This window comes from Variovorax jilinensis, from assembly GCF_030316885.1.
GTDB classification, from domain to species: domain Bacteria; phylum Pseudomonadota; class Gammaproteobacteria; order Burkholderiales; family Burkholderiaceae_C; genus Variovorax; species Variovorax jilinensis.
Genome location: NZ_JASZYQ010000002.1, coordinates 455,342 through 479,756 on the forward strand (window position 1 = coordinate 455,342; position 24,415 = coordinate 479,756).

The window sequence follows — 24,415 nt, forward strand, 5'->3', positions numbered from 1 at the left end:
TTCAGCTGCCCAGCCGCGCGCGGTGGCGCGCGATCTGCAGTCGCACCTGGGCCGGCGCCGTGCCGCCGAGGATGTTGCGCGCGTTGAGCGAGCCGCGCAGGCTCAGCACGTCGTAAACGTCCTTCTCGATCTGCGGATGGAAGGTCTGCAGCACCGCGAGCGGTAGCTTCGACAGGTCGACCTGGTGCGAGATCGCGGCCTTGACCGCATGGGCCACGGTTTCGTGGGCATCGCGGAAGGGCAGACCCTTCTTGACCAGGTAGTCGGCCAGGTCGGTCGCGGTGGCATAGCCGCGCAGCGCGGCCTTCTCCATCGCCTCGGGCTTCACGGTGATGCCGCCGACCATCTCGGCGAAGATGCGCAGCGTGTCCTTGAGCGTGTCGACCGTGTCGAACAGAGGCTCCTTGTCTTCCTGGTTGTCCTTGTTGTAGGCCAGCGGCTGGCCCTTCATGAGCGTGATCAGCCCCATCAGGTGGCCGACCACGCGGCCGGTCTTGCCGCGCGCCAGTTCGGGCACGTCGGGGTTCTTCTTCTGCGGCATGATCGAGCTGCCCGTGCAGAAGCGGTCGGCGATGTCGATGAAGCCGAAGGACTGGCTCATCCACAGCACCAGTTCCTCGCTCAGGCGGCTGATGTGCACCATGGCGAGCGAGGCGGCGGCGGCGAACTCGATCGCGAAGTCGCGGTCGCTCACCGCGTCGAGGCTGTTCTGGCAGACGCCGTCCATCCCGAGGGCGCGGGCCACGGCCTCGCGGTCGAGCGGATAGCTGGTCCCGGCCAGCGCCGCGGCGCCGAGCGGCAACCGGTTGACGCGCTTGCGGACGTCCGCCATGCGCTCGGCGTCGCGCGCGAACATCTCGACGTAGGCCAGCATGTGGTGCCCGAAGCTCACGGGCTGGGCGACCTGAAGGTGGGTGAAGCCGGGCAGGATGACCTCCACGTTCTTGTCGGCCAGTGCCAGCAGCGACTGCTGCAGGTCGGCGAGCAGGCCGCCGATCAGGTCGATCTCGCCGCGCAGCCACAGGCGCACGTCGGTCGCCACCTGGTCGTTGCGGCTGCGGCCCGTGTGCAGCCGCTTGCCGGCGTCGCCGACCAGCTGCGTGAGCCGGGCCTCGATGTTGAGGTGCACGTCCTCGAGGTCGAGTTTCCAGTCGAAGGCACCCGATTCGATTTCAGCGCGAATCTGCTTCATCCCGCCTTGAATGGCGGCGTGGTCCTGCGCGCCGAGGATGCCCTGGGCTGCCAACATGCCTGCATGAGCCAGCGAGCCCTCGATGTCTGCCTGCCAAAGCCGCTTGTCGAAGAACACGCTGGCCGTGTAGCGTTTGACCAGGTCGCTCATGGGTTCGGAGAACAGGGCGGACCAGGCTTCGGATTTCTTGTCGAGTTGGTTTTGGGTCATGGGAGCCGTTCAGGAGGCAATAATGGGTTTGTCACCCATTGTTTCTGCGATGCGCAACCCGACGATTTTATCGGCCAGGCCTCCGGCGTCGGCAGCGACGCCCCAGCCCCCGCTTTCCGCCCCGTCCGCGAGCCCGCGCTCGAAGGCGTCCGTGCGCGCCTCGGGCAGCCCCTTCGACGCCTGCCAGATCGGGGTGGTGCTGCGCGCCGTCCTGTTCGTGCAGCTGGTGGTCGCGATCGCCACCCTGTTCGTGGCGCCCAGCCTGTCGGAATGGCTGCTGCTGGCCGCCACGGTTACGGGTGGCGCCTTGCCGGCCACCCTGATCTGGCTGCTGGCGGCCTGCGCCTCGAAGCGCATGCTGGCCCGGCTGCCTCAGCCGGCGCAGTATGCGTCGGGCGCGGCGCTCGGTGCGCTGGCGGCGCTCTACGGCTGCGGCCTGCTGCGCCTGACTGGTGCGGTGGGTGCCGCACCCTGGCTGGCCAGCGCGCTGGCGGGCGCCCTGTTCGCGGGGCTGATGATGGCGGCACTGGTGCTGCGCGCGCGCGGTCGCACGCCTGCAGCCACCACGGCGCGGCTGGCCGAACTGCAGTCGCGCATCCGGCCCCACTTCCTGTTCAACACCCTCAACAGCGCGATCGCGCTGGTGCGGCAGGAGCCGGCCAAGGCCGAGGCCATGCTCGAGGACCTGAGCGAGCTGTTCCGCCAGGCGCTGGCCGATCCCGGCGAATCGGTGACGCTGGCCGACGAGATCGCGCTGGCCGAGCGCTATCTCGCGATCGAGCAGGTCCGCTTCGGCGAGCGGCTGCGCATTCGCTGGGACATCGATCCCGCGGCGAACGATGCGCGGCTGCCACCGTTGCTGCTGCAGCCGCTGGTCGAGAACGCGGTCAAGCACGGGGTCGAGCCGAGCCCGGAAGGTGCCCGCCTGCGCATCCGCACCGAGCGCCGGGGCAGCACGGTGCTGATCGAGGTGGTGAACAGCCTACCGCCGCTGCGCTGGGCCGACCAGCCGCTGCCGCGTGGCCACGGCATCGCGCTCGCCAACGTGCGCGACCGGCTCCGGCTGCTGCACGACGTGCAGGCGCAGTTCAGCGCCGGCATGGACAACAAGAGCTATCGCGTGCGTATCGCCATTCCCGCTGAACCATGAACACTCCCGCGCTCCGCATCCTGATCGTCGACGACGAAGCCCTGGCCCGCTCGCGCCTGCGCTCGCTGCTGTCCGATTGCCGCGCCCCGGCGGCCGACGTGGTGGCCGAAGCCTCGAATGGCGAAGGTGCACTCAAGCAGCTCGCGAGCACGCGATTCGACCTCGTGCTGCTCGACGTCCACATGCCGGGCATCGACGGCCTCGAGCTCGCGCGCACCGTGCGCAGCCGGCCCGGTGCGCCCGCCATCGTGTTCGTCACCGCCTACCAGGCGCATGCAGTGACCGCCTTCGATCTCGAGGCGGTCGACTACCTGACCAAGCCGGTGCGTGCCGAACGCCTGCAGCAGGCGCTGCAGAAGGTCGAGCGCCATCTCAAGGAGCGGCGGGTGCCGGCGGCGCCCGAGCCGCAGGAGGTGCTGCTGATCCAGGATCGCGGCCGCACCGAGCGCGTGCCGCTGGCCGAGGTGCTCTACCTCAAGTCGGAGCTGAAGTACCTCACGGTGCGCACCGCGCTGCGCAGCCACATCTACGACGGCTCGCTGGCGGAGTTCGAGGAGCGCTATCCGACGCGCTTCGTGCGCGTGCACCGCAATGCGCTGGTCGCGCGCGGCGCGATCCGCGCGCTCGAGAAATACGACGACGGCGAGGACGCCGAAGGCTGGGCGCTGCGGCTGGCCGGCATCGAGGAGCCCGTCGTGGTGTCGCGCCGCCAGCTCTCGACCGTGCGCGAAGCGCTCAAGGAATCGACATGAGTGCGCCGCCAGTGGTTGCCGGGGGCGTGCCGGTGCCGGCGCCGGAAGGCACCCCCGCACCGGCGTCGCCGCTGCCGCCGTCGCCATCGCCGTTAGAGGCCGTCTCGGAACTGATGTCGGACATCGTCTCCCCGCCGGCGCCGACCCAGAAGGCGCGCGAAGCGGAAGCGGAGCGCCTGCTGCTCCACATGCCGGTCGACGTTCGCAGCGCCTCCCTGGTGGTGCTTGCGGTGCTGGCTTCGGTGTTCGCGTTGCGCTGGGCCGCGGCGGTGTTCATCCCGCTGCTGGTCAGCCTGATGCTGACCTATGCGCTGGCGCCGCTGGTCGACCTGCTCGAGCGCTGGAGGCTGTCGCGCTGGATCGGCGCCGCCGTCATCCTGCTGGGCATCGGCGGCGCGCTGGGGTGGACCGGCTATTCGCTGGCCGGCAGCGCCTCCGAGCTGGTCGACTCGCTGCCCGTGGCGGCGCAGAAGCTTCGCATGGCGGTGCGCTCCGATCCGCGGGCGACCGACGCCGGCGCTCTCGACACGGTGCAGAAGGCGGCTGCGCAACTCGAGCAGGCCGCCGAGGAGAACTCGGCCAAGGTCGCCGCGCGCAAGGGCGTGACCCGGGTCGTCATCGAGCGGCCCTCGTTCAACGTGCGCGACTACATGTGGAGCGGAACGGTCGGCCTGGTCGGCGCGGTCGGGCAGCTCACGCTGGTGGCCTTCCTGACCTTCTTCGCGCTCGGATCCGGCGACACCTTCCGCCGCAAGCTCGTGAAGATCACCGGACCGAGCCTGGCGAAGAAGAAGATCACGGTCCATGTGCTCGACGACATCACGGGCCATATCGAGCGCTACCTGCTGGTGCAGATCCTCACCAGCGCGCTGGTGGGCGTGGCGACCGGTCTCGCTTTCTGGGCCATCGGCCTCGAGAACGCGGCGGTCTGGGGCATCGTCGCCGCGGTGACCAATCTGATCCCCTACATCGGTTCGGTGATCGTGATGGGCGCGGCCGGGCTGGTCGCCTTCCTGCAGTTCAACGGCATCGAGATGGCGCTGCTGGTGGGCGGCAGCTCGCTGCTGATCCACACGCTGATCGGCAACCTGCTGGTGCCCTTCCTCACCAGCAAGACTAGCCGCATGAATCCGGTGGCGGTCTTCGTGGGCGTGATCTTCTGGGGCTGGCTGTGGGGCATCTGGGGCCTGCTGCTCGGCATCCCGATCATGATGGTCGTGAAGGCCATCTGCGACCACGTCGAGGACCTGCAGCCCATCGGCGAGCTGCTCGGCGACTAGGGCCTCTTCACGCTACGTCCCGATCTCGACCACGGCACCGTCCGGCCACTGCCGCCAGATCACCCATTCGCCGATCGCCGCACGGTGCGTCACCGCTTCGGCACCGGCCCGGCCGTGGCGCAGCGTGAAGCGCCTGCCCGCCAGGCGCAGCGCGATCTCAAAGCCGGGCCAGGCGGCTGGCACGCGCGGCGTCAGCGACAGCTGGTCGCCGCGCACCGAGAGGCCGAGCAGGGTTTCCACCGCGGCGCGGTGCAGCCAGGCGGCCGAACCGGTGTACCAGCTCCAGCCGCCGCGGCCGGCGTAGGGCGCGGCGCTGTAGACGTCGCCGGCCATCACGTAGGGCTCGATCTCGTAGGCCGGCCCGCGCTGCGGATGGCGCGCGCGGTGCGCGGGGCTCAGGCCTTCGAAGGTCTGCCACGCATCGTCGATGTCGCCGGCCAGCGCCTGTGCCATGAGGGCCCACACCGCGGCGTGCGAGTACTGGCCGCCGTTCTCGCGCACGCCGGGCGGGTAGGCCTGGATGTAGCCCGGGCTGTTGGACGAATGGGCCAGCGGCGGATCGAGCAGCCGCATGAGACCCAGCGGCTCGTCGTGCAGCCGGGCCTTCATCGAGGCCAGCGCGGGCCTCGTGTACGGGTCGCTCGAGGCACCCGACAGCACCGACCAGGCCTGGGCGATCAGATCGATCGCGCATTCGTCGTTGAGCGAGGAGCCCAGCGGTGCGCCGTTGTCGAAGAAGGCGCGACGGAACCAGGCGCCGTCCCAGCCGGCCGCGTGCAGCGCCGCGATCCAGCCCTGACGTGCCGTCTGCCAGCGCTGCAACCGCGCATGCTCGCCGCGCGCCGCGGCGAAGGGCGCATAGCGCTCCACCACGCTGCACAGGAACCAGGCCAGCCAGACCGACTCGCCGCGCCCCTCGTGGCCGACCCGGTTCATGCCGTCGTTCCAGTCGCCCGTGCCCATCAGCGGCAGGCCGTGGGCGCCGGTCGCGAGGCTCTTGTCGATCGCGCGCGCGCCATGCTCGTAGACGGTGGCGTCCTGTTCGCTGGTGCGCGGCGGGTAGTAGGCATCCTCGGCGCCCGGAGGAATCTCGGGGCCGTCGAGGAAGGCCACGCGTTGGTCCAGCACCGAACGGTCGGCGCTGACCTCGACGTAGTGCGCCGCAGCGTAGGGCAGCCACAGCAGGTCGTCGGAGAAATGGGTGCGCACGCCGGCGCCGCCCGGCATGTGCCACCAGTGCTGCACGTCGCCTTCGGGAAACTGCCGGGCCGCGTTCACGAGGATCTGCTCGCGCAGCCGCGCCGGGTCGGTGAGCGCGAAGGCCATCGCGTCCTGCAACTGGTCGCGAAAGCCGAAGGCGCCTCCGGCCTGGTAGAAGCCGGCCTTGGCCCAGAGGCGGCATGACAGCGTCTGGTACATCAGCCAGCGGTTGACCATGGCGTCGAACAGCGGATCGGGCGTGCGCACCTGCAGCCGGCCCAGCAGGTCGTCCCAGAAGCCGCTCGCCTGCGCCAGCGCCTCGTCGATGTCGCGCTGCTGCCAGCGGCGTGCGATCTGCAGCGCGGCCTCGGCATCGTCGGCATGGCCGAGCATGAATGCGAAGCTCGCGCCGGCGCCGGCCGCCAGGCTGAATTCGCCGGCCACGGCGGCGCAGGCGTCGAGTCCGCTGCCGGCGCGGCCAGCCAGGGCTTCGGGCAGTTCGATGCGGCCGTGGCCGGAGAAGAACTCGCTGCGGTCGCAGGTCCATTGCGTGGCGCCACCGAGGCCCGCGATGGCGACGAAGCCGGTGCTGCCGCCGAAGCCGGCGCTCGATTCGCGCTGCTGCCCGAACACCGCGGGCAGGTCCTCGGGCTTCCAGGTGTGGACGGTGCGGCGCTCGCCGCGCGCGGCCCCGAGCTGCCACTCGACCATTGCGACGGCGCGCAGCCGGCGCGTGGCGAGGCCCTCGTTGCGCAGCTTCACGTGCACCAGCTTGATCCGCTCGTCGCGGTCGGCGAAGAAGGTGGTCTCGATCACGATGTTGCGGTGCAGGCACTCGAACACCGTGTAGCCCTGGCCGTGGCGCACCCGGTGCCGGGCCGCCGAGGCGCCGCGGCCGGCCGGCGTCAGCGGCAGCAGCTCGCGCGTGTCGAGGTCCTGCAGCAGGTAGTGCTCGAAGGCCGGGTCCTGCACCGGGTCGTTGGACCAGGGCGTGAGCTGGTGCAGCCGGCTGTTGCCGGCCCAGGTGTAGCCGGTGCCGGCTTCCGACACCTGGAAGCCGAAGCCGGCATTGGCGATGACGTTGACCCAGGGCCGTGCGGTGCGGCGATTGACGTCGACCTCGAAGCGGAATTCGCCGCTCTCGGCATCGAAGCCGCCGGAGGGCACGATCGTCGCATCGGCCACGTGCGCCGCATCGGGCAGCGCGGCCAGTGCGATCCCGGGAGTCGGCGGCGCTTGCGACGGCGGTGGAGACGGCGATTCGTCGGCGTTCGCCGTCGCCGATTCGCGCAGCGCCGCGACCTGGAGCTCGAGCGCGCGTCCGTCGGCCGTGAACACCGCGCGGGCCAGCGTCGACAGTGCGGCACGCTCGGAGGGCGAGACCTCGGCGTCGCGCAGCAGGTAGAAGCCGGCCGCATCGTTGCGCGGGAAGCTGTTCTGGGTCTGCTGGGCCACCCGGCTGCGCAGCGCCTCGATCTCGCGCTGCAGCGGCATCAGGTAGGAATGCGGCTCGCTGTTGAGCACCACCAGGTCGCAGGCCACGCCGCCGAAGCCCCACCAGGGCTGGGCCCGCAGCAGCGTGTCGACCAGGCCCTTGCCGGCCATCGAATGGATCATCACGAGCACGATGGGCTTGTCGCCCGAGATGCCGAAGCGCCAGATCTGGCGCAGGTCGATCAGGCCGCGATCGCGCATGGTGCGCGGCGTGGTGTAGGTCAGGATGGTCGTGAGGTCCTGCAGCGCCAGGTTCTTGGCCGGGTCGATGCTGAGGTCTCGCAGCCGCACCTGCGCCAGCGTGGCTGCCATGCGGGTCGCGCGCTCGACGTGCATCGGATGCATGTAGCGGTCGATGCTCGGCATCAGGGCCTCGATGCTGGCATCGGCCGCGGTCGCGAAAGTCAGGCGCGCGGTGGCGCCGGGGGCGATCGACACCGTCACGCGCAGGCAGGCGATCGGATCGAGGCCGTTGATCTGCCGGCCGTCGGCGGCGAGCGGCTGGCGCTCCAGCGCGGGCTCGGCCAGCGTCCGGTTGCGGCCGATGAAGGCGCGGCGGTCGGTCATGCATTCGATGGCGAGCACCTGCGCATCGACCGCGGCCACGAAATGCGCCGCCGCCACCACCGGGTCGCCGTGCAGCCGCGGCTTGCGCGCCATCAGCAGCGCGCGCCAGCCCGGCTCCCAGCGGCTGTCGACAAACAGGTTCGCGAAGGCCGGATGGGCCTCGTCGGCCTTCGGATTCGACAGCACCGGCTCGAAGTACGAGATCAGCTCGAAGGTGCGCGTCTCGAGGCTGGTGTTGTGCAGCTCGACCGTGCGCAGTTCCGTATCGTCCTCTGGGCTGATCAGCACCGTGATGCGCGATTGCAGGCCCGGCGCGGTGGCCTCGAACTGCACCTGGTCGGCCAGGAAGCGAGCGCTGTAGCGCCAGCCTGCCCCGGGGGCCGGCAATGCGGTCAGCGAGGCCAGCGCATGGGTCTGCACGTCGCGCACGAAGAAGAAGGTGCCGTAGCTGTCGCGCAGCGGGTCGTCGCGCCAGCGCGTCACGTTGAAGGCGCGCCAGCGGCTCACGCCGGCCCCGTTGGCGCGCAGCGCCACCGTGTAGCGGCCGTTCGAGAGCAGGTGGGTGGGCTGGAAGCCGCCGCTGGTCGGATCGACCGTGCGCGGCTGGAACACCGGCGCGGCCTCGCCGCTGGCTGGCTCGGGCGGCGTGCGCGGATCGGCGCTGCCGATGATCTGTCTTGGCGTGCGCTCGTGCAGCAGCGAGGCATGCGCCTGCACCAGCGGCGCGCTGCCGAACCAGCGGCGCGGTGCGTCGTCGCGCACCGCGTTGCACAGCGCCACCAGCGACATGCCCTGGTGGTGCGCCATCACGTTGCGCACCACGGTGAAGGCCTGGCCCTCGATCTGGCGCGAGACGGTGAAGTCGACCGCGTCGTAGAAGCCGAACTCGCCGCGCGCGCCGAGCGACTCGAGCATGCGCAGGTTGTCGACCGCCTCGGCCGGCGCCAGCACCGTGGCCATTGCGCTCGCGTAGGGCGCCACCACGCGGTCGGTCGGCGGCGTGCGGCGCAGTGCGAGGCGCGGCACCCCGAACGGCGAGTACTGGTAGGCCAGCGAGTGGTCGCGGGCGAAGTAGGCCGATTCGGAAACGCCCCAGGGCAGGTTCTGCGCATTGCCGAAGGCCTGCTGCTCGCGGATCGCCGCCTGGTTGGCCACCTCGAGCAGTCCGCCGACCGGCTCGGCCATCACCAGCGTCGGCATCAGGTACTCGAACATCGAGCCCGACCACGACTTGAGACCCGGCCGCACGCCGACCGACAGGAAGGGCCGACCGAGCGCCATCCAGTGGCGGCGGGGCACGTCGCCCTTGGCGATCGCGAGGAAGCTCAGCAGGCGCGATTCCGATGCCAGCAGGTCGTAGTAGCTGGCATCGAGCAGGTTCTCCTCGACTCTGAGACCGATGTGGAACAGGTGCCGCTTGGTGTCGTAGAGGCCGCTGAAGTCCATGCCGGCGCAGAGGACCTCGCAGCGCCGCGCGATCGTCTCGAGCGCGCTGTCGTCGTCGTCCGCGCGCTCGGCCGCGAAGCCGCGGCAGGCCTGGGCCACTGCCAGCAGGTGGCCCGCCAGGTTGCCGCTGTCGACGCTGGACACGTAGGCCGGCGGCAGCCTGGCGAGCGACTGCGTGTCGTACCAGTTGTAGAGGTGGCCGGCATGCTTGTCGAGCCGGTCCAGCGTGTCGAGCGTGGCGGTCAGGCGCTCGGCCAGGGCCTGCGTCGTGATCCAGCCGAACTCGCGCGCGCAGCAGCAGGCCAGCAGGTACATGCCGATGTTGGTCGGCGAGGTACGGTGGGCCACGGTCGGCTCGGGGTCGAGCTGCAGGTTGTCGGGTGGCAGGTGGTTGTCCCCGGGGCCCACCACCTGTTCGAAGAAGCGCCAGCAGTCGCGCGCGAGCGTCTCGAGGTAGCTGCGGCGCTCGCTGCCGAGCAGGTCGTCGGGGCCGTCCGGTGTGCGACTGCTCCACCAGGCTGCCACCGGCGCCAGCGCCCACAGCACGAAGAGCGCGGCGCCGAGCACCGGATGCGGGCTCCAGAGCGCGGCCGCGACCGCGAGGGCCAGGCAGGCCACGCTGGTGAAGGCCGAGCCGCGCACGAAGTCGGGCAGGGCGTAGCGCGCCTGGGCCTGGGCCTGGTCCGCGGTGGTCCATTCGAGCAGGTGCCGGCGGCTCACGACGAGCCGCCAGGCGGCGCGGCCGGTGGCATCGAGCAGCAACCGCGCCTGCGCCGCCAGCTGCACGAACTGCCAGCCGGCACTGGCCAGCGCCCGCAGTAGTTCGGAGGCACCGACGTCGAAGAAATGCGGCAGCTCGATCGAGCGGCGCGTCGGTACCAGGCCGGCCAGTGCGCCCAGCAGCGGACCCAGCACCAGGGCCGCGATCACCGCGGCGAAGGCCCAGGCCAGCGGCAGCGCGTCGGTGAACATCACCCAGGTCAGCAGCGCGGCCGATGCCGGCACCACCAGCGCGCGGCGCAGGTTGTCGCTCATCTTCCAGAGCCCGAGCGCATCGATGCCGAAGTGCCGCGCGCGCAGCATCAGCGGCAACAGCTGCCAGTCGCCGCGGGTCCAGCGGTGCACGCGCGAAGCAGCGACGCCGGCGTGGTGCGGATGGTCCTCGATCAACACGAGGTCGCTCGCCACGGCGCAGCGTGCCACCGTGCCCTCGAGCAGGTCGTGGCTCAGCACTGAGCCGTCAGGCAGGCGCCGGTCGAGCGTGGCATGCACCGCCTGCACGTCGAGCAGCCCCTTGCCCGTGAAGGAGCCGGTGCCGAAGACGTCCTGGTAGATGTCCGAGGCGCTGTTGCTGTAGGGGTCCAGGCCGCACTGGCCGGCGAACATCCAGTGGAACGGCGAACGCTCCTGCCGCTCGGGGAAGGGGGTCACGATGCGCGGCTGGAGGATGCCGAAGCCCGCCGCCACGCGGCGCTGCTCGATGCGCGGCGCATTGAGCGGATGGGCCGCGACAGCCACCAGCTCGCGCAGCGTGCCGGGCGGCAGCGCGGTGTCGCTGTCGAGCGTCATCACGTAGGAGATGCGCGCCGCGAGCCGATCGCCTGCCGAAGGCAGGAAGCCGCCTGCATCGCCCGCGGCCAGCAGCCGCAGCAGCATCTCGAGCTTGCCGCGCTTGCGCTCCCAGCCCATCCAGCGCTGCTCGCTCTCGGACCAGGTGCGCGGCCGGTGCAGCAGCAGGAAGCGGGGCAGGGCGCCGTCCGACGGATAGCGCGCGTTGAGCGCATCGATGCGGCGCTGCGCATCGTCGAGCAGCGGCGCGTCGCCCGGCAGCGAGGCCTGGTCGGCATCGCTCCAGTCGGTCAGCAGCGCGAACTGGGCCTGGTCCTCGCGGTTGGCGAGCCAGTGCAGTTCCAGACGGTGCGCGAGCGCGGCGCTGGCCTCGACCGAGCTCAGCATCGAAGGGATCACGACCAGCACGCGATACGCCTCGGGAATGCCCTGCGCGAAGTCCAGCCGGGGCAGGGCGCGCACCCGGGCCGATTCGGCGACGACACGATGCACCAGTGCGATCACGGCTTCCGACAGCGGCCAGGCCAGCAGCACCAGCGCCACGATCGCGGTCCATCGGGGCTCGGGCCAGCCGTGCCGGTCGAGTCCGTGCACCGCGGCCGCCAGCAGCAGGGCGGTGCCGGCCGCGATCGCCGCGAGATAGAAGCCGAGGCGCCAGGAACGCGGCGCGGCCGGCTGCCTTCCGGTGCGTTCGACGGCGCCGTCGTTGCGTGCCGACGCCAGCGCGGCCACCAGCTCGGGCCGGCCCTGGCCGAACAGGAAGTAGCCCGCGGTGTTCTCTGCCTGTGACCGGCGCGTCGCCTCGTCGGCTTCGGTCGCAGGGTCGGCGGCCGGCGCGCCGAGCGCGAGCCGCACGACGGCCTGCGCCACCTCGCGCTCGGACCGGCGGCTGCTTCGCGCCACCTGTTCCATCGCCTGGGTGATCTGCTGTCGCGTGAGTTCGCTCTCGCGCCCGAAGCTCGGCAGTTCGCGCAGCACGCGCAGCGATCGGCTCACCGGCTCGATGAGGTCGGCCCAGTCGACCTGGCCGATCATGCGCAGCGTCGTGATGATGTTGCCGACCGTGAGGTTGGCGGCGGCCTGCGCGCCCTGCGCCTCGGCGATCAGCGCCGGGCCGTTGGGGCAGTGCTGCTCGGTCCACTTGACCAGCGCGGGCGGATGCTCGCCGTGCTCGACCGGCAGCCGCTGCCAGAGTTGCGTCAGGTAGCTCTCCTGCATGCCGCGGCTCTGCAGCGCGCGGTAGAGCACGTCGAGCTCGTGCGTCGAGAGCGTCTCGGCGGCGTCCCAGGCCGCGTGCGCGACCTCGCGTGCCACCTTGTTCTCGGCGATGCTCTCGGCCACGCGCCGCAGGTTCTCGAGCAGCACCACGCGCAGCGTGGTCGGCAGCGCCCACAGTTCGCCGAGATTGAGCTCGTCGATGTCCTGGTAGGCGTCGAGGAAGGCGGTGAACAGCTCCTTGTTGAGCACGCTGTCGGTGTGCGCCACGTAGGCCCAGGCGATGCCGTAGACCCGCGGCAGGCCCGCCAGCGGCGCGGCCGCCAGCTTGGGCAGACGCGCGTAGTAGCTGCGCGGCACGCCCTCGCGGATCTGCTGCAGTTGCGCCTCGACCAGATGGAAGTTGTCGAGCAGCCATTCGGCCGCAGGCGACACGTAGCGCCCGCTCTGCGACACCAGCGCGATGTGGTCGAAGGCCTTGCGCAGCGACGCCAGGTTGGTGTCGACCCGGGGAAAGAACGGGGTGCTGTCTCCGCGCGACGGCCCGCGCTGCACCACCTGGGCCCGCGCGAGGCTGTGGCCGTGCTGCTCGAAGCGCTGGGCTCCGAACAGCTCTGCGCGGATCGGCGCCTCCACCGGCTCGTGCGGCGCGAGCAGCAGCTCGCGCGCGTAGGAACTGAGGGTGTCGAGCCGGTCGACGACCGATGCAGCGCTCAAGCGACCGCGAAAAGTCCGATGCCCAGCAACACCGCCACGCAGGCCATCGTCACGATGCGGCCCGCCGCGACCGAACGCACCTGCTGCATCTGGCTTCGCAACGAGAACCATCGCCCCTGCGCGCGCGCGCAATGTCGCATGTGCGAAGCCAGCGCGTCGAAGTCGCCGCTGACGAAGTCGATGGTGGAACTGACGAGCGATTGCGGGGAAGACATGGCGGAGATTCCTGTGAACGACCCTGAAGCCGCCGCGCGATTGCGAGAGCTGTGAACGTATGGGTCAGGGTACTCCCTATGCAATGGCCTTTTTATTCCGTTCGCCGCCAGTTGCTGTAGGAGGCGACGCACAAGACCGGATCGGGCGCGCCGCCACGCCCGTTCCGGAGGCGCCGGGCTATCGCTAGCCGGTGTTGCGCAGGCCCGCCGCCACGCCGTTGATCGACATGTGGATGCCCTTCTGCATCCGGTCGTCCGCCTGCCCCGCACGGTAGCGCCGCATCAGCTCGACCTGCAGGTGGTGCAGCGGATCGATGTAGGGGAAGCGGTGGCGGATCGATCGCTGCATGTCCGCGTTGCCCTCGAGCCGCTGCTTGCTCCCGGTGATGAGCGCCAGGGCGTCCGAGGTCCGGTGCCATTCGGCCTCGATCATCGAGAACACCTTGTGGCGCAGCTTCTTGTCGGCCACCAGCTCGGCATAGCGCGAAGCCAGTGCCAGGTCGCTCTTGGCCAGCACCATGTCCATGTTCGACAGCAGCGTGCGGAAAAACGGCCATTGCACGTACATGCGCGCGAGCAGCGCCTGGCGCTCCTTGCGGGCGGCCGGCGTCGGCGCGGCGTCGAGGAAGCCCGCGATGGCCGAGCCGAAGCCGTACCAGCCCGGCAGCGTCAGGCGGCACTGGCCCCAGCTGAAGCTCCATGGCACGGCGCGCAGGTCCTCGATGCTGCGCGTGGCATGACGGGAGGACGGCCGCGAGCCGATGTTGAGCTCGGCGATCTCGCGGATCGGCGTGGCGCTGAAGAAGTAGTCGCCGAAGCCCGGGGTTTCGTAGACCAGCGTGCGGTAGGCGGCCATGCTGGCCGCCGACAGCTCGGCCGCTGCCGTGAGGAAGGTGGCCGGTGCCGCCTTGGCGGTCGGCAGCAGCGTGGCCTCGAGCGTGGCTGCGACCAGCGTCTCGAGGTTGCGGCGCCCGATCTCGCTGTTGGCGTACTTGGAGCCGATGACCTCGCCCTGCTCGGTGAGCCGGATCTGGCCGCGCACCGTGCCGGGCGGCTGCGCGAGGATCGCCTGGTAGCTCGGGCCGCCGCCGCGACCCACCGTGCCGCCGCGGCCGTGGAACATCCGCAGGCTGATCGGCACCTTGCTGCCCTTGTTGAGCTCGTCGAACAGCGCCACCAGCGCGAGGCCCGCGCGGTACAGCTCCCAGTTGCTCGTGAAGATGCCGCCGTCCTTGTTGCTGTCGCTGTAGCCCAGCATCACGTCCTGCTCGGCGCCCGAGCGCTGCACCAGCGCGTGGATGCCCGGCAGCGCGTAGAAGGCACGCACGATCGGCGCCGCGTTGCGCAGGTCCTCGATGGTCTCGAACAGCGGCACCACGATCAGGTCGCAGGTGGCGTTGTCGCTCAGGGTGCCGCGAAGAAGGCCGACTTCCTTCTGCAGCAGCAGGGCTTCGAGCAGGTCGCTCACGGTCTCGGTGTGGCTGATGATGTAGTGGCGGATCGCGGCCGCACCGAAGCGCGCACGGGCGGTGCGCGCGGCCGCGAAGATCGCGAGTTCGCTGCGGGCCAGCGGCGAGTAGTCGGCATCGGGCACGCGCAGGGGCCGGGCGTCGTCGAGCAGGCGCAGCAGCAGCGCCTGCTTGTCCTCTTCCGCCATGGCGGCGTAGGCCGGCTCGATGCGCGCATTGGCGAGCAGCTCGGCCACCACCGCCTCGTGCTTGTCCGAGCTCTGCCGCAGGTCGACCGTTGCCAGGTGGAATCCGAACACCTCGACCGCGCGGATCAGCGGGTGCAGCCGCGGCGCCGCCAGCACGCTGCCGTGCTGGTCGGCCAGCGATTCCTCGATGGTGCGCAGGTCAGCGAGGAACTCCTCCGCGTTCGCATAGGGGTTCTGCGGCTTGACCGCATGGCGCGCGGCCTCGCCGCCCGTGAGCTCGCGCAGGGTGGCGGCCAGGCGCGCATAGATGCCGGTCAGCGCGCGGCGGTAGGGCTCGTCGGTGCGGTGCTCGCTCTTGTCGGGCGAACGGTCGGCCAGCGCGTTCATCTCGACCGACACGTCGACCAGTCCGGCCGAGAGCGACAGCTCGCCGCCCAGGTAGTGCACCTCGGTCAGATAGTGGCGCAGCGCCAGCTCGCTCTGCCGCCGCAGCGCGTACTCGAGCGTCTCGGCCGTGACGTTGGGATTGCCGTCGCGGTCGCCGCCGATCCACTGGCCCATGCGCAGGAAGGAGGCCACCGAGGGCACGTTCCCGCCGTGCGCCAGCGCGCGCTCGAGCTCGGCATAGACACGCGGGATCTCGCGCAGGAAGGTGGCCTCGTAGTAGCTCAGCGCGTTCTCGATCTCGTCGGCCACGGTCAGCTTGGAGAAGCGCAGGAGGCGCGTCTGCCACAGCTGGGTGACGCGGGTGCGCATCTGGCGTTCGTTGTCGGCGTACTCGATCGGCGTCAGCGCGTCCTTGCCGCCGGCGAAGGCACGCTGGCGCAGCGCGATCTCGTCGCGCGCCGCGAGCAGCTGCGCGATCGCGCGCTCGGCATCCAGGATGCTCTTGCGCTGGACCTCGGTGGGGTGGGCGGTCAGCACCGGCGAGACGTAGCTGTGGGCGAGCGACTCGACCACCGCCTCGGGCTTGATGCCGGCCTTGCGGATGCGCGCGAGCGCGGTCTCGAGGCTGCCCTCTGCGGTCTCGCCCGCGCGCTCGGCCTCGGTGCGGCGCCGGATCTGGTGGCGGTCCTCGGCCAGATTGGCGAGATGGCTGAAATAGGTGAAGGCGCGGATCACGCTCACGGTCTCGGCCGCACTGAGGCCCTTGAGCAGGTTCTTGAGCGCGCGGTCCGCGGCATGGTCGGCATCGCGGCGGAAGGCCACCGACAGCGTGCGGACCTTCTCGACCAGGGCGTAGCTGTCGTCGCCCTCCTGCTCTCGGATCACGTCGCCGAGGATGCGCCCCAGGAGCCGGATGTCGGCGATCAGGGGCAGGTCTTCGTCACGGGGCCGGCGCTTGGTTGCGGCCGGTGCGGGGCTCGTCTTCATGCGGAACTTCTCCTCGGGGACGGGGGGATGCCGCGACGTTGCTGCGGCGCAACATGCTAGCATCCCGCGGTCTCTTTCTCATTGGAAAAACGGTCTTGACCAACATCGTGATCGCCACGCGCGAAAGCCGCCTGGCCATGTGGCAGGCCGAACACGTGCAGGCCCTGCTGCAAGAACAGGGCCATGCCGTGCAGCTGCTCGGCATGACCACGCGCGGCGACCAGATCCTCGACCGCTCGCTCAGCAAGGTCGGCGGCAAGGGCCTGTTCGTCAAGGAACTCGAGCTGGCGCTCGAAGAGGGGCGTGCCGACATCGCGGTGCATTCCCTCAAGGACGTGCCGATGGATCTGCCCGAAGGCTTCGTGCTGGCCTGCGTGCTCGAACGCGAAGACCCGCGCGACGCACTGGTGTCGCCCAGGCACGCATCGCTGGCCGATTTGCCTCAGGGCGCGGTGGTCGGCACCTCGAGCCTGCGCCGCATCGTGCTGCTGCGCGCGCTCCGGCCCGACCTGCGGATCGAGCCGCTGCGCGGCAATCTCGACACCCGGCTGCGCAAGCTCGACGAAGGCCACTACGACGCCATCGTGCTGGCCGCGGCCGGACTCATGCGGCTCGGCCTCGAAGGCCGCATCCGCGAACGCTTCGAACCGGACGCCATGCTCCCGGCCGCGGGGCAGGGCGCCCTCGGCATCGAGGTGCGTGCCGACCGCGCCGACCTGCTTGCGCTGCTGGCGCCGCTCGCGCACCGCGCCGACGGCCTGGCGACCACGGCGGAGCGCGCAGTCAGCCGGACGATGGGCGGCAGCTGCTCGATGCCGCTGGCGGCCCATGCACGCTGGCAGGCCGACGGCCGCCTGCGCATCGACGCCGCGCTCGGCGACCCCGAGGGGCAGGAGCCCCTGCGGCGCGTGCATGCGCTCGCACAGGCCGGCGATGCGGCGCAGGCCGACGCGCTCGGTCAGGCGGTGGCGCGCCTGCTGCAACCCTGAGTGCCTGCGCACGCCAGGGGCCCGAAGAACCGCATGCTGCTCGTCACACGCCCCGCCCGCGAGGCCGCGCGCTGGGTCGATGAACTGCGCTTGGCGGGTGTGCCGGCGACGGCGCTGCCGCTGATCGCGATCGAGCCGCTCGACGATCCGGCGCCGCTCGGCACCGCCCGCAGCCGGATTGCCGAGTTCGATGCCCTGATGTTCGTGAGCGCCGCGGCCGCCGAGCATTTCCTGTCCGACCTCGATCGGCCGCTGCCGCCCGGCCTGCGCTGCTGGGGCACCGGGCCGGGCACCGTGCGCGGCCTGCGCGAGGCCGGCGTGCCGGAACAGGCCATCGACGCACCGCCGGCCGACGCACCGCAGTTCGATTCGGAGCAGCTCTGGCGGCGCGTCGCGCCGCAGGTGCACGCCGGCACGCGTGTGCTCGTCGTGCGCGGCGGCGGGGTCGACGGCCGGCCTGCGGGCCGCGACTGGCTCGCCCGCAAGATCGTGGCCGCAGGCGGCCGCGTCGACGAGGTGGCGGCCTACCGGCGGGTGCTGCCGGCCTTTGGCGAGACCGAGCGCGGGCTCGCCACCGAGGCCGCGGCTGGCCGCGCGACCTGGCTGTTCAGCAGCTCCGAGGCGATCGGCAACCTGTGTCGCCTGATGCCGGCGCTTCGATGGCAGTCGGCGCGCGCGATCGTGACCCACGAACGCATCGCGCAGGCCGCGCGCGAGGCGGGTTTTGCCCGCCTGAAGGTCTCGCGGCCGTCGCTGGCCGCGCTGGTCGCGTCGATAGAATCCTTCGCATGAGCGACGCCCCCGTCTTCAACGAGCCCCTGCCGGAACCCGCGCTGCGTGCGCCGGTGCCCGCACCGGCGCCGGTGGCGGCCGGTCACGCGGCCGCCACGGCGCTGCTGGCCAGGCTCGCGCTGGGCATTCTGGCCATCGTCGCCGTCGTGGCCCTGGTGGCGGTCCTGGTGCTTTGGCAGAAGGTCGGCGGCATGCAGGAACAGCTCGCCCGCCAGAGCGCCGACGCCGTGGCGCAATCCATGGAGGCGCGCACGCTGGCGCGCCAGGCGCAGGAAGTGGTGCGCGACACCGCAGCCCGCCTGGCGCTGGCCGAGACCCGCGTCGGCGAGGTCGCGCTGCAGCGCTCGCAACTCGAGGAGCTGATGCAGAGCCTTTCGCGCTCACGCGACGAGAACCTCGTGATCGACATCGACTCGGCGTTGCGGCTGGCGCTGCAGCAGGCCCAGGTCACGGGGAGCGTGCAGCCGCTGCTGGCCGCGCTCAAGGCCGGCGAACAGCGCATCGCGCGCGCTTCGCAGCCTCGGCTGGCACCGCTGCAGCGGGCCATGCAGGCCGATGCAGACCGCCTGCGCAGCAGCGCCGGCGCCGACAATGGCGATGCGTTGCTGAAGCTCGACGAACTCACGCGACTGGTGGACGACCTGCCGGCGCTCAACGCGGTCGCGCGGGGCGCCGCACTCGACACCCTGCCCAACGAACCGCTGCCGGCCGATGCGCCCTGGTGGCAGCGCTTCTTCAAGATGGTGCGCACCGAGGCGCGCTCGCTGCTGCGGGTCGGCCGTATCGAACGGCCCGAGGCCGTGCTGCTGACGCCCGAGCAGACCTTCTTCCTGCGCGAGAACCTCAAGCTCAAGCTGCTCAATGCCCGCCTTTCGCTGCTGTCGCGCCAGGTCGACACGGCGCGCAGCGAGATGACGACCGTCTCGTCGTCGCTCAACCGCTATTTCGATCCGGCCTCGCGCCGGGTCCAGACCGCGGCGACGCTGGTGCAGCAGGTGCAGGCGCAGATCCGCACAAGCGAGCCGCCGCGCATCGACGACACCCTGGCGGCCCTGGCCACGGCGGCCGCCGGACGCTAGGCGCCCCGAAGCCATGCGCGCCGCTCTCTGGCTCCTCGCCCTGTTCGGCATCGCGTCGGCGGTGGCGCTGTTCGCGGGCAACAACCAGGGCACGATCACCGTCTTCTGGCCGCCCTGGCGCGTCGACCTGTCGCTCAATCTGGTGCTGCTGCTGCTGTTTGCCGCCTTCGTGCTGCTGCACCTGGCGCTGCGCGGCTTCTCGGCGCTGTTCTCGCTGCCGCGGCAGGCCCGCCAGTGGCGGTTGCAGCAGAAGGAACGGGCACTGCACGCCTCGCTGCTCGATGCCGCCTCGCAACTGCTGGCCGGGCGCTTCTCGCGCGCCCGCAAGGCGGCCCAGGCCGCGCTGGCGCAGGAACGCCGCCTGGCCGCGCTCGATGCGCGGCTGCCGCAGGCGCTGCAGGTTCGCGTCATGGCGCATCTGTTGGCCGCCGAGAGCGCGCAGGCACTGCAGGACCGGCCGGCGCGCGATGCCCACCTGCAGCAGGCGCTCAACGAGAGCGCCGATCGTGGCGCGCTCGGCACGCCCGAAACGCGCGAGGGCGTGCAGCTGCGCGCCGCGCGCTGGGCGCTCGACGACCGCGATGCGCCGGCGGCGCTCGGTCGGCTCGAGGAATTGCCTCAGGGCGCGCAGCGCCGCACGCTGGCACTGCGGCTGCGGCTCAAGGCGGCGCGGCTCGACCGCCGCACGCTCGAGGCGCTCGAGACGGCGCGGCTGCTGGCCAAGCACCGGGCCTTCTCCGATTCGGCGGCCGAGAGCATCGTGCGCGGGCTCGCGACCGAGCTGCTTTCGGGTGCCCACGATCCCGCGCAGCTGGTGCGCGCCTGGGCCGAACTCGAGCCGTGGGAGCGTGATCTGCCCGAAGTCGCGATCCATGCGGCGCAGCGCATGGTGGCCCTGCGCGGCGACCTGGCGTTGGCCCGTGCCTGGCTGCTGCCGGTCTGGGAGCGCTCGATCCAGCACCCCGATGCGCTGGGCGAGTCGCTGCGGGTGAAGCTGGTCCGGGCACTCGAGGCCGGGCTCGATTCGGTCGACGCCGACTGGCTCTCGCGCATCGAGGCCGCCCAGCGCAACAACCCGCGCGACCCCAATCTGCAGTACCTCGCGGGCATGACCTGCATGAAGCGGCAGCTCTGGGGCAAGGCGCAACAGTTGCTCACACAGGCCGGACTGGGCCTGAAGGACACCAACCTGCACCGGCGGGCCTGGCAGGCGCTCGCCCAGCTGGCCGAAGGCCGCGACGACCCGGATCAGGCGCAGGCCGCCTGGAAGCGCGCGGCGCAAACAGAGAATCCCTGAGTTTTTCAGACTCCGCAACGTGTCGATGCTATTGAAAATATAGCGTCACATCGAAGGAGGCACGCGCCAAGCGGGCCTGGGGGCGGCCTTGACAGCCGCCAAAAGTGACGAATTCCACTGTTCCATGGCCCTGTTTCATCTATCTAAAGCTCTAAGCCAAGAAAGGGTTTGAGTCGGTCCCAGACCTGATGTACAGTCGTAACTGTTTGCAAAAGTATTCATTTCAGGGTCACGATGCGGAGTTGCACTTGAAGCATTTTTTACTACATGCCACGTTGGTGATCTCAGCGAGCGTGCTGGTTCAAGGCTGTGCGCCTCTCGCGCCGGGCTTTCGGTCGTCCAGCATCGATGCCAGCAAGGCGGTATCGCCGGCCGGCTTCTCCACGCCCGAGATCGCCCCGCCACCGCCTGGTGCGCTGACCGAGATCACGCCTGCACTGATCGATGCCCAGCGCGCCGCGATCCGACAGACCCGGCTCGACGTCGACACGATGGGCCTGATCGCTCCGATCGAGACCTACCGCATCGGCGCGGGCGATGTCATCGGCATCGTGGTCTATGACCATCCCGAGATCGTCTCCAGCGGCGTGCCGGCCACCACGGTCGCGGATCCTGCGAGCGTCTCGCCGGCGCCCGGCTACATCGTCTCCAACACCGGCCAGCTGAGCTTCCCGTACGCGGGCACGTTCAAGGTGACGGGCATGACGATCCAGGAGATCGAGGACAGCCTGATCAAGCGACTGGGCCGGGTCTTCAAGGACCCGCAGGTCAGCGTTCGGGTCGCGGCCTTCCGCAGCAAGCGCGTCTACATCGACGGCGAAGTGCGTCAGCCGGGGCTGCAGATCTTCACCGACATCCCGATGACGCTGGCCGAGGGGATCAACCGGGCGGGCGGCCTCACGGCCACCGGCGACCGCTCGGCGATCAACCTCACGCGCGACGGCAAGACCATGCCGCTGGACCTGATGGCGATGGCCGACGCGGGCATCGACCCGAACCGGCTGCCGCTGCGGCCCGGCGACCTGATCTACGTGCGCAACCGCGACGAACGCAAGGTCACGGTCATGGGCGAAGTCACACAGCAGACGGGCGTGCTGATGCGCAACGGGCGGCTGAGCCTCAACGACGCGCTGACCGAGGTCGGCGGCGTCAACCTGAACACGGCCAATCCGCGCCAGATCTACGTGATCCGCAACGAGGTGCAAGGCCAGTCGATCTTCCACCTCGACGGCCAGACGCCGACCGCGATCGCGCTGGCCGACGGCTTCGCGCTCAAGGCCAAGGACGTGGTCTACGTCGATCCGGTGCCGCTGGTGCAATGGAACCGCGTGCTGAACCTGATCCTGCCGACGGCCACCACCGCGGGCCAGTACCAGAACCTCGGCAGCAGCAACAACCGCTAGCCGAAGCGCCCGTGACCATCCGGAACGTCCTCGTCGTGTGCATCGGAAACATCTGCCGCAGTCCGATGGCCGAAGGCCTGCTCGCGGCCGCGCTGCCCGATGCGCAGGTCAGCTCGGCCGGGCTCGGTGCCCTGCTCGGCGAACCTGCAGACCCGATCGCGCGCGAGCTCATGCAGCAACGCGGCATTCCGATCGACAACCATCGCGCGCGCCAGATCGCGCTCGACCAGTGCCAGCGTGCCGACCTGATCCTCGTCATGGACGGGAAGCAGCGGCGTGCGATCGAGGAACGCTACGTCTTTGCAGCCGGCAAGGTGTTTCGCCTCTGCGAGTTCAGTGATCAGGACGTGCCGGATCCGTACCGCGCCGGCCGTTCCTCCTTCGAGCGGTCGCTCGCGCTCATCGAAGACGGTGCCCAGCAATGGGTCAAACGCATTTCAAGAGTATCCAGTCGATGAATTCCACACTCACTCCTCAAGCCGCCCAGACCCGTCCACGTACGCAGGACGAGGACGAGCTCGATTTCGGGCGCTACCTCGAGGTCCTGGTGGCGAACAAGTGGCTGATCGCCGCGGTGACGCTGGTCGTGTTCCTGCTGGGCACGGCCTACGCCTTCCTGCAGCGGCCGGTGTACGAGGCCAACATGGTGATCCAGGTCGAGGACCCCGATTCCGCGCGGGGCGTGGGCGCCCTGCGCGAAGCGGGCGGCCTGATCGACGTCAAGACACCGGCCGTGGCCGAGATGGAAATCATCCGTTCGCGCCTGATCTCGGGTCAGGCGATCGACGCGACCAAGCTCTACATCAACGCGATACCCAACTACGCGCCGCTGGTCGGCGGCTGGATGGCACGCCGCGCGACCGGCCTGTCGGAGCCGGGCTTCCTCGGCATGGGTGGCTACGTCACGGGCACGGAGCAGATCCAGGTCGGCCAGTTCGACGTGCCGGCGACGCTCGAGGGCGCGCGCTTCGTCGTCACGGCAAAGGGCGGCGGGCAGTACACGCTGACTTCCGACAGGCTGTCACAGGCCCTGGTGGGCGTGGTCGGCACGCCGATGAAGGCGCAGACGCCTGACGGCCCGATCGAACTCAACATCTCGGCGCTCAGCGGCAAGCCGGGGGCCGAGTTCAATCTCACGCGCCTGCCGACCCTGCCGACCACGCTCGGCCTGCAGTCAGGGCTGACGCTGAACGAGCGGGTGCGGCAGTCCGGCATCATCAACGTCACGCTGCAGGACGTGGACCCGAATCGCGCGCGCCAGGTGCTCAACGCGATCGGCCAGCAGTACGTGCTGCAGAACGTCGAACGCAAGTCGGCCGAGGCGCAGAAGTCGCTGGCCTTCCTCGACGCCCAGCTGCCGCAGTACAAGCGCCAGATGGAAGCGTCCGAGGAGACCTACAACCGCTATCGCAACCAGAAGGGCACGGTGGCCTTCACCGAGGAAGCCAACCTCATCCTGGCCCAGGCGGTCGATCGCCAGACCAAGCTGCTGGACGCCGAGCAGCGTCGGCGCGAACTCGAGGCGCGCTTCACCTCCTCGCATCCGCTGGTGCAGACGCTCGATTCGCAGATCGCGGCCTACAAGGCCGACATGGCCGGCATCCAGTCGCGCATCAAGGGACTGCCGCTGATCCAGCAGGAAGCCGTGCGCATGGAGCGCGAGGTGCGGGTCAACACTGAGCTGTATCAATCGCTGCTCAACAACGCGCTGCAGCTGCGCCTGGTCAAGGAGGGCAAGGTCGGCAACGTGCGCGTGCTCGACGAAGCCATCACCACGCCTGTGCCGGTCTCGCCGAACCGCAACGTCATCATGGCGGCCTCGCTGGTGCTCGGCCTGTTCCTCGGCGTCTGCGCGGCCTTCCTGCGCAATGCCTTCGTCGAACAGCGCATCCGCGATCCGCACGAGGTGGAGGCCGACCTCGGCATGCCGGTGTTCTCGACCATTCCGACCAGCCCGGCGCAGGAGGCCATCGCCAAGAGGCGCCTGAGCGGCGCCACCGGGGTGCGGCTGCTGACGATCGAGAAGGCGGACGACCCCGCGGTCGAAAGCCTGCGCAGCCTGCGCACCGCGATGCAGTTCGCGATGCTGGAGGCTCCCAACAACCGCGTGCTGATCACCGGTCCGACACCGGGCGTCGGCAAGACCTTCGTGTCGTCGAATTTCGCCGCGCTGATGGCGGCCGCTGGGCGACGCACGCTGCTGATCGACGCCGACCTGCGGCGCGGCCACTCGCACCAGTATTTCGGCCTGCAGCGCCATGGCGGCCTGTCCGAGCTGATCGCCGGCAGCCTCACGGTGCAGCAGACGGTGCACCGGCAGGTGGTGCCGAACCTCGACTTCCTGGCCACCGGCCAGTTGCCGCCCAACCCGGCCGAACTGCTGGTGTCGGATTCTTTCAAGAACCATCTCGAGAAGCTGTCCGATCAGTACGACCTCGTCGTGGTGGACGCGCCTCCGGTGCTGGTCGCGGCCGACACGAGCACGATCGCGACCCACATGGGCACGGTGCTGCTGGTCGGCCGAGTCGACCAGTCGACCATGGGTGAACTGAAGGAAAGCACGCGCCGCCTGGCCATGGGCGGCAAGGCCGCCACCGGCATGCTGCTGAACGGCATGAACGTCAATCGCCGGGCCTATGCGCCGTACAAGTACGGCCGCTATCGCTACACCAGCTACGACTACGAGAGCATCCTACCCGAAGAACAGTGACTCGCCTCCCAGCCTCGAAGGACAAGCTCGCCCCCCAGCCTCGCTCACGCAGCTTCGCTGCGAGCAGCTCGGGCACCCCCCTGCCGGGGGGCAACACCTGAGGCCCG

At 70.3% G+C, this 24,415-nt stretch carries 14 protein-coding genes; 10 read left to right on the forward strand and 4 right to left on the reverse strand.

The features are described from left to right. Position 1 precedes the first annotated feature (1 nt). The gene (argH, locus tag QTH87_RS09235; protein ID WP_286608617.1) at positions 2-1,402 is read right to left on the reverse strand and encodes an argininosuccinate lyase; all 1,401 of its coding nucleotides are present in this window, start codon (positions 1,400-1,402) and stop codon (positions 2-4) included. A gap of 49 nt (positions 1,403-1,451) precedes the next feature. On the opposite strand from argH, the gene QTH87_RS09240 reads away from it, so the two are divergent. From QTH87_RS09240 to QTH87_RS09250, 3 genes are read left to right on the forward strand one after another with little or no spacing between them, the layout of a single operon-like run. Then, complete coding sequence (locus QTH87_RS09240; RefSeq protein ID WP_286608618.1) at positions 1,452-2,552, forward strand: sensor histidine kinase; 1,101 nt, start codon at positions 1,452-1,454, stop codon at positions 2,550-2,552. Beyond that, positions 2,549-3,304 (forward strand): LytR/AlgR family response regulator transcription factor, encoded by a 756-nt coding sequence (locus QTH87_RS09245; protein WP_286608619.1) that lies wholly within the window; start codon positions 2,549-2,551, stop codon positions 3,302-3,304. Before QTH87_RS09240 ends, QTH87_RS09245 begins: the two co-directional genes overlap by 4 nt. Beyond that, a complete protein-coding gene (locus QTH87_RS09250) occupies positions 3,301-4,584 on the forward strand; it encodes an AI-2E family transporter (protein ID WP_444812761.1) in 1,284 nt (427 codons plus the stop codon). Before QTH87_RS09245 ends, QTH87_RS09250 begins: the two co-directional genes overlap by 4 nt. Positions 4,585-4,596: 12 nt before the next feature. Here QTH87_RS09250 and QTH87_RS09255 read toward each other — a convergent pair whose 3' ends face one another. The 3 genes from QTH87_RS09255 to ppc all read right to left on the reverse strand — a co-directional run bounded on the left by QTH87_RS09255 (position 4,597) and on the right by ppc (position 16,038). After that, positions 4,597-12,792, reverse strand: coding sequence for a glycoside hydrolase family 94 protein (locus tag QTH87_RS09255; RefSeq protein ID WP_286608620.1), 8,196 nt, complete (start codon positions 12,790-12,792; stop codon positions 4,597-4,599). After that, positions 12,789-13,007: a hypothetical protein gene (locus QTH87_RS09260; protein ID WP_286608621.1), complete on the reverse strand. Its 219-nt coding sequence runs from the start codon at positions 13,005-13,007 to the stop codon at positions 12,789-12,791. The genes QTH87_RS09255 and QTH87_RS09260 overlap by 4 nt, the downstream gene beginning before the upstream one ends. 184 nt (positions 13,008-13,191) lie before the next feature. Continuing rightward, entirely contained in the window at positions 13,192-16,038 is a 2,847-nt protein-coding gene (gene ppc, locus QTH87_RS09265) for a phosphoenolpyruvate carboxylase (RefSeq protein WP_286608622.1), read from the reverse strand. Positions 16,039-16,091: 53 nt separating this feature from the next. Here ppc and hemC point away from each other — a divergent pair, with 53 nt between their 5' ends. The 7 genes from hemC to QTH87_RS09300 all read left to right on the forward strand — a co-directional run bounded on the left by hemC (position 16,092) and on the right by QTH87_RS09300 (position 24,308). Then, on the forward strand, positions 16,092-17,027 hold the full coding sequence (gene hemC, locus QTH87_RS09270) for a hydroxymethylbilane synthase (protein WP_286608623.1): 936 nt from the start codon (positions 16,092-16,094) through the stop codon (positions 17,025-17,027). A 33-nt stretch (positions 17,028-17,060) separates the two neighbouring features. Then, on the forward strand, positions 17,061-17,819 hold the full coding sequence (locus tag QTH87_RS09275; RefSeq protein WP_286608624.1) for a uroporphyrinogen-III synthase: 759 nt from the start codon (positions 17,061-17,063) through the stop codon (positions 17,817-17,819). Next, on the forward strand, positions 17,816-18,898 hold the full coding sequence (locus QTH87_RS09280) for a uroporphyrinogen-III C-methyltransferase (protein WP_286608625.1): 1,083 nt from the start codon (positions 17,816-17,818) through the stop codon (positions 18,896-18,898). Before QTH87_RS09275 ends, QTH87_RS09280 begins: the two co-directional genes overlap by 4 nt. 13 nt (positions 18,899-18,911) lie before the next feature. Beyond that, positions 18,912-20,195 carry a heme biosynthesis HemY N-terminal domain-containing protein gene (locus tag QTH87_RS09285; RefSeq protein WP_286608626.1) on the forward strand — a complete coding sequence of 428 codons (1,284 nt, stop codon included), beginning with the start codon at positions 18,912-18,914 and terminating at the stop codon, positions 20,193-20,195. Between the two features lie 278 nt (positions 20,196-20,473). Then, the gene (locus QTH87_RS09290) at positions 20,474-21,598 is read left to right on the forward strand and encodes a polysaccharide biosynthesis/export family protein (RefSeq protein WP_286609057.1); all 1,125 of its coding nucleotides are present in this window, start codon (positions 20,474-20,476) and stop codon (positions 21,596-21,598) included. A 17-nt stretch (positions 21,599-21,615) separates the two neighbouring features. Then, complete coding sequence (locus QTH87_RS09295; protein WP_286609058.1) at positions 21,616-22,056, forward strand: low molecular weight protein-tyrosine-phosphatase; 441 nt, start codon at positions 21,616-21,618, stop codon at positions 22,054-22,056. Then, the gene (locus QTH87_RS09300) at positions 22,053-24,308 is read left to right on the forward strand and encodes a polysaccharide biosynthesis tyrosine autokinase (protein ID WP_286608627.1); all 2,256 of its coding nucleotides are present in this window, start codon (positions 22,053-22,055) and stop codon (positions 24,306-24,308) included. Before QTH87_RS09295 ends, QTH87_RS09300 begins: the two co-directional genes overlap by 4 nt. Positions 24,309-24,415 lie beyond the last annotated feature (107 nt).

Coding starts and splice junctions, on each gene's coding strand:
- argH (WP_286608617.1), bottom strand. CDS start 1,402: ATGACCCAAAACCAACTCGACAAGAAATCCGAAGCCTGGTCCGCCCTG.
- QTH87_RS09240 (WP_286608618.1), top strand. CDS start 1,452: ATGCGCAACCCGACGATTTTATCGGCCAGGCCTCCGGCGTCGGCAGCG.
- QTH87_RS09245 (WP_286608619.1), top strand. CDS start 2,549: ATGAACACTCCCGCGCTCCGCATCCTGATCGTCGACGACGAAGCCCTG.
- QTH87_RS09250 (WP_444812761.1), top strand. CDS start 3,301: ATGAGTGCGCCGCCAGTGGTTGCCGGGGGCGTGCCGGTGCCGGCGCCG.
- QTH87_RS09260 (WP_286608621.1), bottom strand. CDS start 13,007: ATGTCTTCCCCGCAATCGCTCGTCAGTTCCACCATCGACTTCGTCAGC.
- ppc (WP_286608622.1), bottom strand. CDS start 16,038: ATGAAGACGAGCCCCGCACCGGCCGCAACCAAGCGCCGGCCCCGTGAC.
- hemC (WP_286608623.1), top strand. CDS start 16,092: ATGCTAGCATCCCGCGGTCTCTTTCTCATTGGAAAAACGGTCTTGACC.
- QTH87_RS09275 (WP_286608624.1), top strand. CDS start 17,061: ATGCTGCTCGTCACACGCCCCGCCCGCGAGGCCGCGCGCTGGGTCGAT.
- QTH87_RS09280 (WP_286608625.1), top strand. CDS start 17,816: ATGAGCGACGCCCCCGTCTTCAACGAGCCCCTGCCGGAACCCGCGCTG.
- QTH87_RS09285 (WP_286608626.1), top strand. CDS start 18,912: ATGCGCGCCGCTCTCTGGCTCCTCGCCCTGTTCGGCATCGCGTCGGCG.
- QTH87_RS09300 (WP_286608627.1), top strand. CDS start 22,053: ATGAATTCCACACTCACTCCTCAAGCCGCCCAGACCCGTCCACGTACG.